Raw genomic sequence first — 14064 nt, forward strand, 5'->3', positions numbered from 1 at the left:
GTTTTTGTCGCCGCACTAAGAACGTGGATGCCCGGGACAAGCCCGGGCATGACGGAGAAGGGAGTACGCGGCGGTCCACCTCACGGCGCTTCGACCACCGTCGGCACGCCCGGCTCCAGCAGGCGCAGCCGTGTCCCGAAGCCGAGCACGTCGAAGGTCTTGCGCAGGTCCTCGCCGTTCTGGCGGAAATGCGCCCAGCCTTCGGTGTGCACCGGCACGATCATCGCATCGGGGAAGGCGCGCGCGGTCTCGATGGTGTCGTTGGTGTCCATGGTGAGATGGAACGGGCCGCGCGTTTGCGCCGCGCCCGCGAAAGGCAGCACCACGCCGCATTTGAAGCGGCGCGCGACTTCGGCGACGCCGTCGAACCAGGTGGTGTCGCCGCTGATATAGACCGGACGCGTGTCCTTGCGGCTCGACGCCACCACGAAGCCGATGACGTCGCCCGACAGCGGCTCGATGCCGGCCGGGCCATGGCGCGCCGGCGTTGCGGTGATGGTCAGCGAATTGCCGTCACCATCCCTCAGCTTCGCGGTGTCCCAGGGCGCGAGGCCCTCGATATGACCGCCGAGGCGCCTTGCGCCCATCTCGGTCGTGAACACGCGCTTGACCGTGAAGAGATATTCGCGGCCGGAATTGTCGAGATTGTCGGAGTGCTGGTCGTGGCTGAGCAGCACCGCATCGACCGGGCCGATCGCATCGGGCCGCATGGCAGGCCCGATCGTCTTCTCCAGCTTCACATGCGGCAGCTGATAGGCGCCGGGCGCATCGAAGGTCGGGTCGGTGAGCAGGCGGAAGCCGTCGATCTCGATCAGCGCGGTGGGGCCGCCGATCAACGTGATGGAAACGGGCATGACAAACTCCTGTTACGAGACGCGCTTTGCGGGGCGCGTCACCAGATAGATGCCGAGCGCCACCGGAATGATGCCGAGCAGATCGCGGGCCTCGACATGCTCGCCGAGCACGAGGAATGCGAACAGCATGCCGAGCGGCGGCATCAGGAAATGATAGGCGCTTGCGGCGGTGGCGCCACACACTTTCAGGAGATGAAACCAGAGCCAATAGGCGAGGATCGAGCCGCCAAGCACCAGGAAGGCGAAGGCGCCGATCAGGCCCGGCGTAAAGTCGATCGCGTGGATGTCGGCGAAGGTGAATGCGATCGGCGCGAGCACGATGCCCGCGGCGAGATTCTGCACGCCGTTGCCGATCCACAGCGATCCCTTCGGCGCGAGCAGCTTGAACAGGATGGTGCCGGCGACGATGGACGCGAGCGAGGCCAGCGTGAAGACGATGCCGTGCAGGCTGTCGGTGCCGACAGAGAGACGGTGCCACACGATCGCGGTCACGCCGATGATGCCGAGCAACAGGCCGCTCGCCTTGCGCCAGGTCATGCCTTCGCCGAGCAGAAGCGCGGCCAGCGCCGCCGTGAACACCGGATTGGCCGAGACGATCAGGCCGCCGAGGCCGGCGGAGACCGTTTGCAGGCCGGTGTAGCCGAGCCCGAGATAGAGCGCGTTGTTGGCGATGCCGATCACCGCGAAGATCGCGACATCGCGCCAGGACAATGACCAGCTGTCGCCGCGGACGAGCGTGGCACCGAGGATCAGGACGCCGGCCAGCGAGAAGCGCGCCGCGAGCAGGATCAGCGGCGGGCAATGGGTGACGCCGATCTTGCCGGCGACGAAGGCGTAGCTCCAGAGCAGGCAAAACAGGCCGATGGCAAGTGGCAACGTGTTGAAGCGGCTGCGGGGAACGGGGAGCGACGGCGCGAGCGACATGAGGGCATTCTCCTGGAGCCCTCGATCTAGGGAGGCGGCTTGTCATTTGGAAATTAAATGATTAACCTTCGATCAGTGGATTTTCGAATGGAGGCTGATATGCTCGATCTCGAGCTGCTGCGCAGCTTCGTCTCGGTGGTGGAGGCCGGCGGCTTCACCCGCGCCGGCGCGCGCATCCACCGCACGCAATCGACCGTGAGCCAGCAGATCAAGCGGCTGGAGGAGGATGTCGGACAGGTGCTGCTGCATCGCGACGGCAAGGACGTGCGTCCGACCGAAGCCGGCGAGCGGCTACTGTCCTATGCGCGGCGGCTGCTCTCGCTCGCGGAGGAAGCGCGCGACGTGCTGCGCCAGCCGGGCGGCGAAGGTGCGATCCGGCTCGGCATCCCCGAGGATTTCGCGGCCTACCGGCTGACGAAACTGCTGGGCGCGTTCTCGCGCTCGCATCCGCGGTTGCGGCTCGACGTGCGCGCCGACCAGAGCAAGCATCTCGCCCGCGATCTCGAGCGCGGCGAGCTCGACCTTGCGCTGTACAAGCGCGAGGCCGGCGCAAAAGACGCGATTGCGGTGTGGCCGGAGCGGGTGCACTGGGTCACCAGCAAGAGCCATCCGGTCGACGTCAACGTGCCGTCCGTGCCGCTGATCGGGTTTCCGCTCGGCTGCATCTACCGGGCCGGCGCCATCCACGCACTGGAAAGCGCGGGCCGTGCCTGGCACACCGCCTACACGTCATCGAGTCTCTCCGGCATCCAGGCCGCGGTCGCCGCCGGCATGGGGCTGAGCATATTATCAGAGATGGCAATCCAGTCCGACCATCGCGTGCTGACCGCCAAGGACGGCTTTGCGCCGATCAATAAGACCGAGGTGGCGTTGATGGCGTCGCCGGATGCAGGCCCGGCGACGCTGCGGCTGGCCGAGCGCCTCGCCGAATTCTGCGACAACGTCCAGACGAAGGCGGCTTAATAACAGCGCGACGCGGCGATGGCGTGGACGCGGCGGTCGCCGAGCAGGTGCGCGACGAAGCCGTTCTTCGGAAAGATTTTTCCAAACGCGGCATCGCGGATGCTGAGGCCGCCGGCATAGGCGCCGAAGGCAGGCATCACGGCCCGCATCCCGTCGGACGCAAAGCAGCGGCGCTCCATCGAACGGCCGCGCGCGGAGACGCGGGCCTTGGGATGCAGATGGCCGGCGATCTCGCCATGCGCGCCTGTCGGCTCGTGGCGGAACGTGATCGGGCCGATCGCGACTTCCTCGGCGACGGTACCGCCGAGATCGCGCGGCAGCATGGGATCGTGATTGCCGGAGATCCAGATCCAGTCGCGGCCCGACTGGAGCGCGGCGACGGCGTCGCGATCCTCTGCCGACAACCGCTCATGCGCGCTACGATCATGAAAACTGTCGCCGAGCGCGATGACGGTGCGCGGGTTATGGCGGGAGATGACAGCAGCGAGACGGCCAAGCGTTGCCAGCGTGTCGTAAGGCGGCAGCAGCACGCCGCGCATGGCGAAGCTGGAACCTTTTTCGAGATGCAGGTCGGAGACGACGAGCAGGCGCTGCTCCTCCCAGAACAGCGCGCCGGAGAGGTCGGCCGCGAACGTCACTTCGTTGATGGTGACGCTGGAAACGCGCATGTCCTCGACATCTCCCGAAATCAGCGCGCCTGCCGTCACGTCGAAACCTGCCTCTATCCCATCGCTTCCTTGACCAGCTCGTCGGCGGCTTCCGCCAACAGCTCGTCTCCAGCTTCGCCATAAACTGACTCGCGGCCGATTTCCAGCATCACGGGCACCGCGAGCGGGGAAACGTGGTCGAGTTCCCGGAGCGTAATTCGGCCCTGGATGCGCATCAGCATGTCGCTAAGGCGGCGCAGATCGAGGAGGCCGGTGGCGGCATCGGCGCGCGCGGCGCGCAAGAGGACGTGGTCGGCCTGATGCTTGCGCAGCACGTCGTAGACGAGATCGGTCGAGAACAGCACCTGGCGGCGGCTCTTCTCTTCGCCGGTGTGGCGGCGCGCGATCAGGCCGGAGATGATCGCGCAATTGCGGAAGGTGCGCTTCATCAAGGCCGATTCGGCCAGCCAGGCTTCGAGGTCATCGCCGAGCATGTCGGGGTCGAACAGCGCATCGAGGTTGATCCGGCCGTCGCGAATCATGACCGACATGTCGCCGAGCGCCCACACCGCAATGGCATATTCGTTGGCGACGAAGCCGAGCGGCCGCGCGCGGGCGCGCTCGAGACGGCGCGTCAGCAGCATGCCGAGGGTCTGATGCGCGAGGCGACCTTCGAAGGGATAGCAGACGAGATAGTGCTTGTTGGCCCGCGGAAAGCTCTCGACTAGCAGCTCGCGCACGGCGGGCACCTGCGAAACGTCCTTTTGCAGTGACAGCCAGTCGCGCACCTGCTCCGGCAGGCCGCCCCATGCGCGCCCGTCGTCGAGCAGGCGGCGCACGCGCTCGGCAAGATAGGTCGAGAGCGGGAATTTGCCGCCCATGTAGGACGGCACCTTGGGATCCTTGTCATGGGCGCGCGAAACATAGACCTGGTCCTCGACCAGGGTCTCGTAGCGCACCACCTCGCCCGAGAACACGAACGTATCGCCGGGGCTCAAGCCCTCGATGAAGGCTTCCTCGATCTCGCCGAGTAGCCTGCCGCCGCGCGCGATCACGCCCGTGGATCCCGCACCGCCGCCGCGCGAGCGCACCAGGCGCACCTTCAGCATGTCGTCCTCGACGATGGTGCCGACATTCATACGGTAGCTGTGCCGCACCTTGGGGTTGGCGACGCGCCAGCGGCCCTCCTTGCCCTGCTTGATGCGGGCGAAGCGCTCATAGGTCTTCAGCGCATAGCCGCCGGAGGCGACGAAGTCGACGACGTCGTCGAAATCCTGGCGAGTAAGATTCGCGTAAGGCGCGGCGGTTCGGACCTCGTTGTAGAGTTCATCGGAGAAGAACGGCTCGCCGCAGGCGCAGCCGAGCACGTGCTGGGCGAGCACGTCGAGCGCGCCGGTGCGCAAGGGCGGCGTGTCCTGCGCATTCTCGGCGATGGCATCGATGGCGACGCGGCACTCCAGCACTTCGAAGCGGTTGGCAGGCACCAGCACCGCGCGCGAGGCTTCGTCGAGGCGATGATTGGCGCGGCCGATGCGCTGCATCAAGCGCGAGGAGCCCTTGGGCGCACCGATATTGACGACGAGATCGACATCGCCCCAGTCGACGCCGAGGTCGAGCGAGGAGGTGCAGACCACGCCGCGCAAGCGTCCGGCCGACATCGCGTCTTCGACCTTGCGGCGCTGGGCGACGTCGAGCGAGCCGTGATGCAGCGCGATGGCGAGGCCGTCATCGTTCATGCTCCAGAGATTCTGGAACAGCATCTCGGCCTGGCTGCGGGTGTTGACGAAGACCAGCGTGGTCTTGTTGGCCTTGATCAGCTCGTAGATCTCAGGGAGCGCATGACGCGCGCTGTGGCCGGCCCAGGGCAGGCGTTCGCGCGTATCGAGCATCTCAACCTCGGGCGGCGCGGCGCCGCCGGCGACGACGATGTCGGCGGCTTCTTCGTTGCCGTCGGGCTGCGGCACCAGGAAGCGCGCGAGCTGATCCGGCTCGGCGACGGTCGCCGACAGGCCGATGGCGCGCAGCTGCGGCGCGAGGCGCCACAGCCGTGCGAGGCCGAGCGAGAGCAGATCGCCGCGCTTGGACGTCACCAGCGCGTGCAGCTCGTCGAGCACGATGCGCCTCAGCGATGAGAACAGGAACGGCGCATCGTCGGAGGACAGCAGCAGCGCGAGCTGCTCCGGCGTCGTCAGCAGGACGTCAGGCGGATAGCGCCGCTGGCGCTGGCGGCGCGACACCGGCGTGTCGCCGGTGCGGGTCTCGACCTTGACCGGCAGATTCATCTCCGCGATCGGACGTTCGAGGTTGCGCGCGATGTCGACCGCGAGCGCCTTGAGCGGCGAGATGTAGAGCGTGTGCAGGCCGCCGGCGCGCCGCACGTCGCGGCCGGTGGAGACGAGGCTTTTCTTCGCACCTGCGTTCCGCTCGGCCGCCTGCGTGGAAAGCTCCACCAGCGTCGGCAGAAATCCTGCGAGCGTCTTGCCGGCGCCGGTCGGCGCGATCAGCAGCGCGGACTTGTCCTCGCGCGCTTTTTCCAACAGCGCCAATTGATGCGCGCGCGGCGACCAGCCGCGGGCCGCGAACCATGCGTTAAAGCGGTCGGGCAGCAGCGCGGGCATCTCGGCCGGGGATTTGCGGATGCGGGGCGGCACGGCGTAAGAGGTAAGCCGTGGGGCCGGGTTAGTCGAGGGGGAGTTCGGCGAGATGCTTCTCCGGCGTCATGGCCGGGCTTGTCCCGGCCATCCACGTTCTTGCCGCGGTGACAAAGACGTGGATGCCCGGGACAAGCCCGGGCATGACGAGTTTGTGGCAGCGCGGAGAGTCCCTACTCCGACATCGGCTTGTCGGAGATGTCCCAATCCTTGCCGGTGAAGGTGGAGATGAACAGCGTCTTCATCGGCGTGTAATCCTCGGGCGTGTAGCTGTAGGTGACGCCGTCGAGGAAATAGGGCGAGTGGAATCCGTTGAGGTTCGAGGCCTGCTTGAGCACGTTGGCGCGGGTGAGTTCGTTGCCGCAGCGGCGCAGGATTTCGGCCATGCTCGCAGCCTGGCCGTAGCCGGCGAAGGCGATGGTGTTGTCGGGATCGATCGCCGGCGTGTACTTCTTGCGCAGCTCCTCGAACGCCATCACATCGGGATCCTTCTCCCATTTCGGCAGGCCGACCTCCTTGTTGTAGCGGATGGCGACGATGCCGGTGGCGTTCTCCAGGCCCGCGGCGCTGAGGATGGAGCGGCCGGTCGATCCCGCCGACAGCAGCTGCAGCGGCTTCCAGCCGAGCTCGGCCACCTTGCGGATCGATTGCGAAGAGGCCTTACCGGTGGAGATGTTGTAGAAGACGTCGGCGCCCGACTTCGAGAGATTGATGAGCTGGGAATCGACCGTCGGCTCGGTGAGATCATAGGTCTGCTCCATGATCACCTGCGCGGTGCCGCCGGCATCGGCCAGCACCTTCTTGAAGGGACCGAGGAAGTCGCGGCCGAAATCGTCGTTCTGATAGAGGATGCCGATCTTGGCGTTCGGCTTCACGGCAACGACGTGCCGGGCCAGGATGCGCGCCTCGGTCGGATAGAGCGGCAGGCCCGCCATGGTCCATTTGAACTCTTTCGGATTGTTCCACTTCGAGGCGCCGGTGTTGAGCAGGAGCTGCGGCACGCCCTTGGAGTTCAGGTATTTGTGCACGGCGGTCTGCGGCGCGGTGCCGAGCGAACCGTAGAGCGCGAGCACCTCTTCCTGCTCGACCAGGCGCCGCGTCGCCTCGACACATTTCGGCGCGCTATAGGCATCGTCCATGGTGAGGAACTTGACCTTGCGCCCGTTGATGCCGCCCTTCTCGTTCAGCATCTGGAAATAGGCCTCACCCACGCGGCCGAGCACGCCATAGAGCGAACCAGGGCCGGAATGCGGCACGGTCTGCCCGATCTTGATCTCGGTGTCGCTGGCGCCGGCATCATATTTCTTTTCTGCGGCCCAGACATAGGGCGCGGGCAGAGTGGATGCGGCGATGGTGGCGAGCGCGGCGGCGCTGAAATCGCGCCGCGATGGATTCTTGGTCATTATTGTTTTCTCCCTGGTGCGCGCATTGTGCTGACATCGCAGCTCGGCTCGCAAGTGGGAAGTCGCAGCTTTGCGACGCAATGACGCTCAAATTGCTACAGATGCAGCGCCTAGACTCAAGTTTTCTCGGCGACGACGACGAGGCCGCGCACCGGCTCGTTGTTCTCATTGCGCGGCGAGGCCGGCTCCAGCGTGAGAAGCTTCAGTCCGGCTTTCGCGATGGCGCCGCGCACATATTCCGCCGAATGGGCATAGCGCAGGCCGACGCCGAGCACGATGCCGCTGCCGTCATGCGTCTCCAGCGTGAAGGCGAGCACGCCGCCGGAGACGAGCACGCGCTTTGCCTCGGTGAGCACCGGCGCGAGATCGGAGAGATAGACGAAGGCATCGGCGGCCACGACGAGGTTCGCACTCGCATCCGCCTGGCCGCGCAGGCCGTCGATCATGTCGGCGACCTCCAGCTCGGCATAGAGCCCAGTCGCACGCGCCTCCTTGATCATGCCGGGCGACAGATCGATGCCGATGAAATGGTCGACCTGCTTGGCAAACGCAGCGGCCGCAAGCCCGGTGCCGCAGCCGAGATCGATGGTGCGCTTGAAGAAGGCGGGCTTCTTGCCGGCGACGCGCGCGGCCACCACCGCCTTGAAGATCAGCGCCGGTGCGCGATAGCCGAGATCGTTGATCAGCGTATGCTCGAAGCGCGGCGCGTACTGATCGAACAGGGCCTGCACATAGGCCTTGGGCATCTCCGCCATCGCCGCGTCTCCGAGCCGCATCAGATGCAGGCCGGCGCCGTGCTGGTCTCCCGGATCGCAGTCACGCGCCTTGCGAAAGGCTTCGATCGCCTTGTCGCGCTCGCCGAGCTGCTGACGGATCTCGCCGAGCGTGAACCAGGCGGAGGTGAAGTTTGGCGCGAGCTCGAGCGCCTGCTCCACGACGTCCGCGGCGGCCGGCAGATCGCCCTTGAGCTGGAGGTCGCGCGCGAACTCGAAACGACGGTCGGCCATGAGGTCGCCGGAGGTCAGGAACAAGCGCAGGGGCATTGGGGAACCACTCGTCATTGCCGGGCTTTGACCCGGCAATCCATCGAAAAAAAGGAACTCTTTAGGGCGATGGATGCGCGGGTCAAGCCCGCGCATGACAGCTTAATTTGGAGCGCCCACTTCCTATATCACCACCATGCGCCCCCAAGACATCCTGCTGCCAACTGCTGCCGGCCTGTGCTGCAAGCCGGGCGGCTTCCACATCGATCCTGTCCGGCCCGTGGAGCGAGCCGTGATCACCCACGGCCATTCCGACCATGCCCGCGCTGGCCATGGCGCGGTGCTGGCGACGCAGGAAACGCTCGACATGATGCGGCTGCGCTATGGCGAGAATTTTGCCGGCTCGACACAGGCGATCGCTTACGGCGAGGAGATCCGGCTCGGAGATGTCCGCGTCAAGTTTCACCCAGCCGGCCATGTGCTGGGCTCGGCGCAGATCGCCGTGACCTGCAAGGACACCTGCATCGTCGCCTCCGGCGACTACAAGGATGCGCCCGACCCGACCTGCACGTCGTTCGAGCTGGTGCCCTGCGACGTCTTCATCACCGAGGCGACGTTCGGCCTGCCGGTGTTCCGGCATGGCGACGCCGCCGACGAGGTGAAGAAGCTGCTGGCCTCGGTCGCGCTGTTTCCGGAGCGCGCGCATCTCGTCGGCGCCTATTCCCTCGGCAAGGCCCAGCGCGTGATCGCGCTGCTGCGCCAGGCCCGCTATGAGGCGCCGATCTATCTCCACGGCGCGATGGAGACGATCACGCACTACTATCAGAGCCGCGGCATCGACCTCGGCGAGCTCAGGCCGGCGAAGGGCATGAAGAAGGCGGCGCTCGCCGGCACCATCACGCTGGCGCCGCCGTCGGCGACATCAGATCTCTGGACGCGGCGCTTTCCCGACCCGGTCACTGCCTTCGCCTCGGGTTGGATGCGCGTGCGCGCCCGCGCGCGGCAGCGCGGCATCGAGCTGCCGCTCGTCATCTCCGACCATGCCGATTGGGACGGCCTCACCGCGACGATCGCAGCGACTGGCGCCGGCGAGATCTGGGTCACGCACGGCCAGGAAGACGCGCTGGTGCATTGGTGCCGTAGCAAGGGCCTCAAAGCGCAGCCGCTGGATCTCGTCGGCTATGGCGACGAGGAGGAGAGCGAGACGCCGATCCAAAACGAGGCCGAGGCATGAACCGCTTCGCCGAGCTGCTCGACCGCCTCGCCTACGAGCCCGGCCGCAACAACAAGCTGCGGCTGATCACCGGCTATTTCCGCGAGGTCGCCGACCCCGATCGCGGCTACGCATTGGCCGCGCTCACCGGCGCGCTCAGCTTCAAGCATGCCAAGCCCGCATTGATCCGCGACCTCATCGCGGCGCGCACGGATGAGGTGCTGTTCGGGCTCTCCTACGACTATGTCGGCGATCTCTCGGAGACGGTGGCGCTGATGTGGCCGAAGGCGCCGCTGGCCGCCCACAACAATCCGCCGCCGCCATCCCTCACCGAGGTCGTCACCACGCTGCGCACGCTCGGCAAGACCGAGCTGCCGAAGCAGCTCGAACGCTGGCTCGACGAGCTCGACGAGACCGGCCGCTGGGCGCTGCTCAAGCTCGTCACCGGTGCGCTTCGCATCGGCATCTCCGCGCGGCTGGCAAAAACCGCAGCCGCCGCACTCGGCGACAAGGACCCGCATGAGGTCGAGTTGATCTGGCCGGGGCTTGCGCCGCCCTATCTCGACCTGTTCGCCTGGCTCGAAGGCCGCGGCGACAAGCCGGTCAATCGCGATCCCGCGCCGTTCCGCCCGGTGATGCTCGCGCATGCGATCGAGGACACGGATTTCACCGCGCTCGATCCCGCCGACTATATCGCCGAATGGAAATGGGACGGCATCCGCGTGCAGGCGGTGGCGGGGCGAGACGAGCACGGGCACATTACCGCGCGGCTCTATTCGCGCACCGGCGAGGACATCACCGGCAGCTTTCCGGATCTCGTGCCGTCGCTGCATCTGCCCGGCGCCATCGACGGCGAGCTTCTGATCCTGCGCGAGGGCCGCGTGCAGACTTTCAACGTCCTGCAGCAGCGGCTGAACCGCAAGGTTGTCTCGCCGAAGCTGATCAAGGAGTTTCCGATCCATCTGCGCGCCTACGACCTGCTCGGCGACGACGAGAACGATCTGCGCGAGCTGCCGTTTGCGGAACGGCGCGAGAGGCTCGAGATCTTCATCGCAAAGCTCGGCGATCCCCGCATCGACTTGTCGCCCACCGTCCCTTTCGCAAGCTGGGAGGCGCTCACCGCGGCGCGCGCCGATCCCGCCAGTGCCGGCGCCGGCGAGGATGCCGACGCAGTCGAAGGCGTGATGCTGAAGCGGCGCGATGCGCCTTATCTGCCGGGCCGGCCGAAGGGGCAATGGTGGAAGTGGAAGCGCGATCCGCACATCATCGATGCCGTGCTGATGTATGCGCAGCGCGGCCACGGTAAGCGCTCGTCCTATTATTCCGACTACACCTTCGGCGTCTGGACCGGCGGCGATGGCGGCGACGAGCTGGTGCCGGTCGGCAAGGCCTATTTCGGCTTCACCGACGAGGAGCTGTTGCAGATCGACCGCTTCGTCCGCCGCAACACCACCGAAAAATTCGGCCCGGTCCGCCATGTCGTGCACGAGCCGGACAAGGGCCTCGTGCTGGAGGTCGCGTTCGAGGGGCTGCAACGCTCACCGCGGCACAAATCCGGCGTCGCCATGCGCTTTCCCCGCATCAGCCGCCTGCGCTGGGACAAGCCGCCGCGGGAAGCGGACAGGCTGGAAACGCTGGAGCGGATGCTGAAGGCGGAGCCGGCGGAGGTGGAGGTGTGAGGCGCGTACCGAGCTAGACTTTGGCAGCGCCTGAGCGCGCGCCTCGTCCTTCGAGAGGACCGCTTCGCGGTCTCCTCAGGATGAGGCTAATCGGCGTCGGCGCCCGCTTCGACTGCTGCCGCGCACTCCGTCCTCATCCTGAGGAGCCCGCGAAGCGGGCGTCTCGAAGGATGGCGGTCGGGAAACACTCCTATGAGGCCGCGGGAAGATGACTGACTGGCCCGAATTAAACTCCCGTAACCCGATTGACGGCCGGACCCGGGTTCCCCATGTGCCCCGCCGTGACCTATAATGGGGTCGAATCCCCGCGAGGAGTTTGAGATGGTCCAAGACGTCAGAGATTTGCCGGCCGGCCGCAGCGATGGCCTGAACCGCTTTCTCGGCGGCTCGCCGCTGGCGGTCGCGTTTCGCCTGGTCCTGCTCTCGATCCTGGTCGGCGTCGTGCTGGCGGCGATCGGTTTCGATCCCTGGAACATCCTCTACAGCATCCAGCTGCTGTTCCAGCGGCTCTGGGATCTCGGATTCGACACGATCAACTGGCTGTGGCGCTATTTCCTGCTTGGCGCGGTCATCGTGATCCCGATCTGGCTGCTCTCGCGCGTGTTCGGCGCGCCGCGCCGCTGATTCCGGATCATAATTAGGGAGCCCGCAGCCGATGCAACTGCGCTTTGTCGGCTGCGGTGACGCCTTCGGCTCGGGTGGCAGACTCAACACCTGCTTCCACGTCTCGGGGCGAAAGAGCAATTTCCTGATCGATTGCGGCGCGTCGGCCCTGCCGGCGCTGAAGCGGCTCGAGATCGCGTGTGACGACATCGATCTCATCCTCATCACGCATTTCCACGGCGACCATTTTGCCGGGCTGCCGTTCTTCCTGCTCGATGCGCAATTCTCGCGGCGGACGCGGCCGCTGACGATTGCGGGCCCGGAAGGTATCGAAACGCGGCTCCGCGCAGTGATGGAAGCGCTGTTCGAGCACTCCTCCAAGACCAAGCAGCGTTTCGAGCTCAACGTGGTCGAACTAGCGCCTCGGCAAAGCCAAGGCTTTGGCGCGGTGACGGTGACGCCCTACCCCGTCGTGCACGGCGAATCCGGCGGACCGTTCCTGGCCTATCGCGTCGAGACCGAGGGCCGCACGCTCGCCTACAGCGCCGACACCGAATGGACGGAGACGCTCATTCCGCTGGCGCATGGCGCGGACCTTTTCATTGCGGAAGCCTATATGTACGAGAATGTGGTCAAGAACCATCTCAGCCTGAAGACCTTGGAACAGTATCTGCCCGCCATCGGCGCAAAACGTCTCGTCCTCACCCATATGAGCGACGACGTGCTGTCGCGCCTCGACGACATCGCGCATCTCGCCGCCGAAGACGGCATGGTGCTCGTGTTCTGACATGCACGCCCCCATTCCCCTCAAGATCGGCTCCCGCCAGGTGTTCGCCATCGCAGGCCCTGCGATGGTCGCGAACCTCACCACGCCGCTGATCGGCGTGGTCTCGACCACGGCGATCGGACGGCTGGACGATGCCGCCCTGCTCGGCGGCGTCGCGATGGCGTCGGTGATCTTCGACTGCCTGTTCTGGCTGTTCGGCTTCCTGCGCATGAGCACGCTCGCCTTCACCGCGCAGGCGATGGGTGCCGGGGAGACACGCGAGCAGACCGTGATCCTGGTGCGCGGCTTCATCGTGGCCGGCTTGATCGGCGCCGGGCTGATCGTACTGCAATTGCCGCTGGCCGCCGTGCTGTTCGACCTGATGGGCGGCAGCGAGGGCGTGACGCGCGCAGCGAAGACCTATTTCATGATCCGGATCTGGTCCTCGCCCTTCGCCTTCGCCAATTACGTCGTGCTCGGCTGGCTGGTGGGGCAGGCTCGCGCCAATCCGGCGCTCGCGCTCCAGGTCGTCATCAACCTCATCAACATGGCCGCGACGATCCTGCTGGTGCTGGTCTACGACGCCGGCATTGCGGGCGCTGCCATCGCCGCGCTGCTGTCGGAGACATCAGGCTTCGTGCTGGGCGTGATCGTCTGCCGCCGCTATGCCGTCGGCGGCTTCAAGGTGCCCCGCGCAATTCTGTTCGATCGCGCCAAGCTGATGCGGCTTTTGGCGGTGAACACCGACATCCTGATCCGCACCGCGGCGCTGATCACTGTGTTTCTGTTCTTCACCGCCAAGGGCGCGCGCACCGGCGACGTCACGCTCGCCGCGAATTCCGTGCTCAACAATTTCCTGCTGGTCAGCGCCTTCTTCCTCGACGGCCTCGCCAATGCGGCCCAGCAGCTGTGCGGCCGCACCTATGGCGCGCGCGACGCCACGGGCTTTGCGAATTCGACCCGGCTGGTGCTGACATGGGGCCTCGGCTTCGCCACGGTCGTCGCGGTGCTGTTCGCGACGTTCGGGCCAGATATCATCAATTTCATGACCGCGAGCGAGGACGTCCGCCGCGCCGCGCGCGAATTCCTGCCGTTCATCGTGCTTGCGCCGATTCCCGGCGTGTTCGCGTTCGGCTTCGACGGCATCTATGTCGGCGCCACCTGGGCGCGCCAAATGCGCAATCTGATGCTGGCCTCGCTCGCGATATTCTTCTGCGTCTGGCTGGCGCTGCAATCATTCGGCAACACCGGATTGTGGTGCGCGCTGATTGCGTTCTACGTGGCGCGCGGCGGATTGCAGGGGGCGCGGTATCCGGCGCTGTACCGGGCGACGTTTTCGAAGCTGTAGTTCTCGTGTCCCGGACGCGCTGCAGCGTGA

The 14064-nt window shown here is 66.1% G+C and carries 12 protein-coding genes; 6 read left to right on the top strand and 6 right to left on the bottom strand.

Features of this window, described 5'->3' with window-relative positions:
* Nucleotides 1–80 precede the first annotated feature (80 nt).
* Entirely contained in the window at nucleotides 81–854 is a 774-nt protein-coding gene (locus LPJ38_RS01460) for an MBL fold metallo-hydrolase (protein WP_145630666.1), read from the bottom strand.
* Between the two features lie 12 nt (nucleotides 855–866).
* On the bottom strand, nucleotides 867–1778 hold the full coding sequence (locus LPJ38_RS01465) for a DMT family transporter (protein ID WP_145630665.1): 912 nt from the start codon (nucleotides 1776–1778) through the stop codon (nucleotides 867–869).
* Between the two features lie 99 nt (nucleotides 1779–1877).
* On the opposite strand from LPJ38_RS01465, the gene LPJ38_RS01470 reads away from it, so the two are divergent.
* Entirely contained in the window at nucleotides 1878–2741 is an 864-nt protein-coding gene (locus LPJ38_RS01470) for a LysR substrate-binding domain-containing protein (RefSeq protein ID WP_167520402.1), read from the top strand.
* On the opposite strand, the gene pdeM is transcribed toward LPJ38_RS01470, so the two are convergent.
* The 4 genes from pdeM to LPJ38_RS01490 all read right to left on the bottom strand — a co-directional run bounded on the left by pdeM (nucleotide 2738) and on the right by LPJ38_RS01490 (nucleotide 8485).
* Nucleotides 2738–3409 (bottom strand): ligase-associated DNA damage response endonuclease PdeM, encoded by a 672-nt coding sequence (gene pdeM, locus LPJ38_RS01475; RefSeq protein WP_167520372.1) that lies wholly within the window; start codon nucleotides 3407–3409, stop codon nucleotides 2738–2740. The genes LPJ38_RS01470 and pdeM overlap by 4 nt on opposite strands.
* Nucleotides 3410–3462: 53 nt before the next feature.
* The gene (locus LPJ38_RS01480; RefSeq protein ID WP_145630662.1) at nucleotides 3463–6039 is read right to left on the bottom strand and encodes a ligase-associated DNA damage response DEXH box helicase; all 2577 of its coding nucleotides are present in this window, start codon (nucleotides 6037–6039) and stop codon (nucleotides 3463–3465) included.
* A gap of 173 nt (nucleotides 6040–6212) precedes the next feature.
* Nucleotides 6213–7442 (bottom strand): ABC transporter substrate-binding protein, encoded by a 1230-nt coding sequence (locus LPJ38_RS01485; protein WP_145630661.1) that lies wholly within the window; start codon nucleotides 7440–7442, stop codon nucleotides 6213–6215.
* Between the two features lie 116 nt (nucleotides 7443–7558).
* Nucleotides 7559–8485, bottom strand: a complete 927-nt coding sequence (locus LPJ38_RS01490; RefSeq protein ID WP_145630660.1) for a class I SAM-dependent DNA methyltransferase — start codon at nucleotides 8483–8485, stop codon at nucleotides 7559–7561.
* Nucleotides 8486–8621: 136 nt separating this feature from the next.
* Here LPJ38_RS01490 and LPJ38_RS01495 point away from each other — a divergent pair, with 136 nt between their 5' ends.
* The 5 genes from LPJ38_RS01495 to LPJ38_RS01515 all read left to right on the top strand — a co-directional run bounded on the left by LPJ38_RS01495 (nucleotide 8622) and on the right by LPJ38_RS01515 (nucleotide 14034).
* The gene (locus LPJ38_RS01495; RefSeq protein ID WP_145630659.1) at nucleotides 8622–9659 is read left to right on the top strand and encodes a ligase-associated DNA damage response exonuclease; all 1038 of its coding nucleotides are present in this window, start codon (nucleotides 8622–8624) and stop codon (nucleotides 9657–9659) included.
* Nucleotides 9656–11317: an ATP-dependent DNA ligase gene (locus LPJ38_RS01500; protein ID WP_145630658.1), complete on the top strand. Its 1662-nt coding sequence runs from the start codon at nucleotides 9656–9658 to the stop codon at nucleotides 11315–11317. Before LPJ38_RS01495 ends, LPJ38_RS01500 begins: the two co-directional genes overlap by 4 nt.
* Before the next feature lie 321 nt (nucleotides 11318–11638).
* A complete protein-coding gene (locus LPJ38_RS01505) occupies nucleotides 11639–11941 on the top strand; it encodes a DUF6460 domain-containing protein (RefSeq protein ID WP_145630657.1) in 303 nt (100 codons plus the stop codon).
* Between the two features lie 31 nt (nucleotides 11942–11972).
* Nucleotides 11973–12707, top strand: coding sequence for an MBL fold metallo-hydrolase (locus LPJ38_RS01510; RefSeq protein WP_145630656.1), 735 nt, complete (start codon nucleotides 11973–11975; stop codon nucleotides 12705–12707).
* A 1-nt stretch (nucleotide 12708) separates the two neighbouring features.
* A complete protein-coding gene (locus tag LPJ38_RS01515; protein WP_145630655.1) occupies nucleotides 12709–14034 on the top strand; it encodes an MATE family efflux transporter in 1326 nt (441 codons plus the stop codon).
* The last annotated feature ends 30 nt before the right edge of the window (nucleotides 14035–14064 follow it).

Origin of the sequence: Bradyrhizobium daqingense, assembly GCF_021044685.1 — a bacterium.
GTDB classification, from domain to species: Bacteria; Pseudomonadota; Alphaproteobacteria; order Rhizobiales; family Xanthobacteraceae; genus Bradyrhizobium; species Bradyrhizobium daqingense.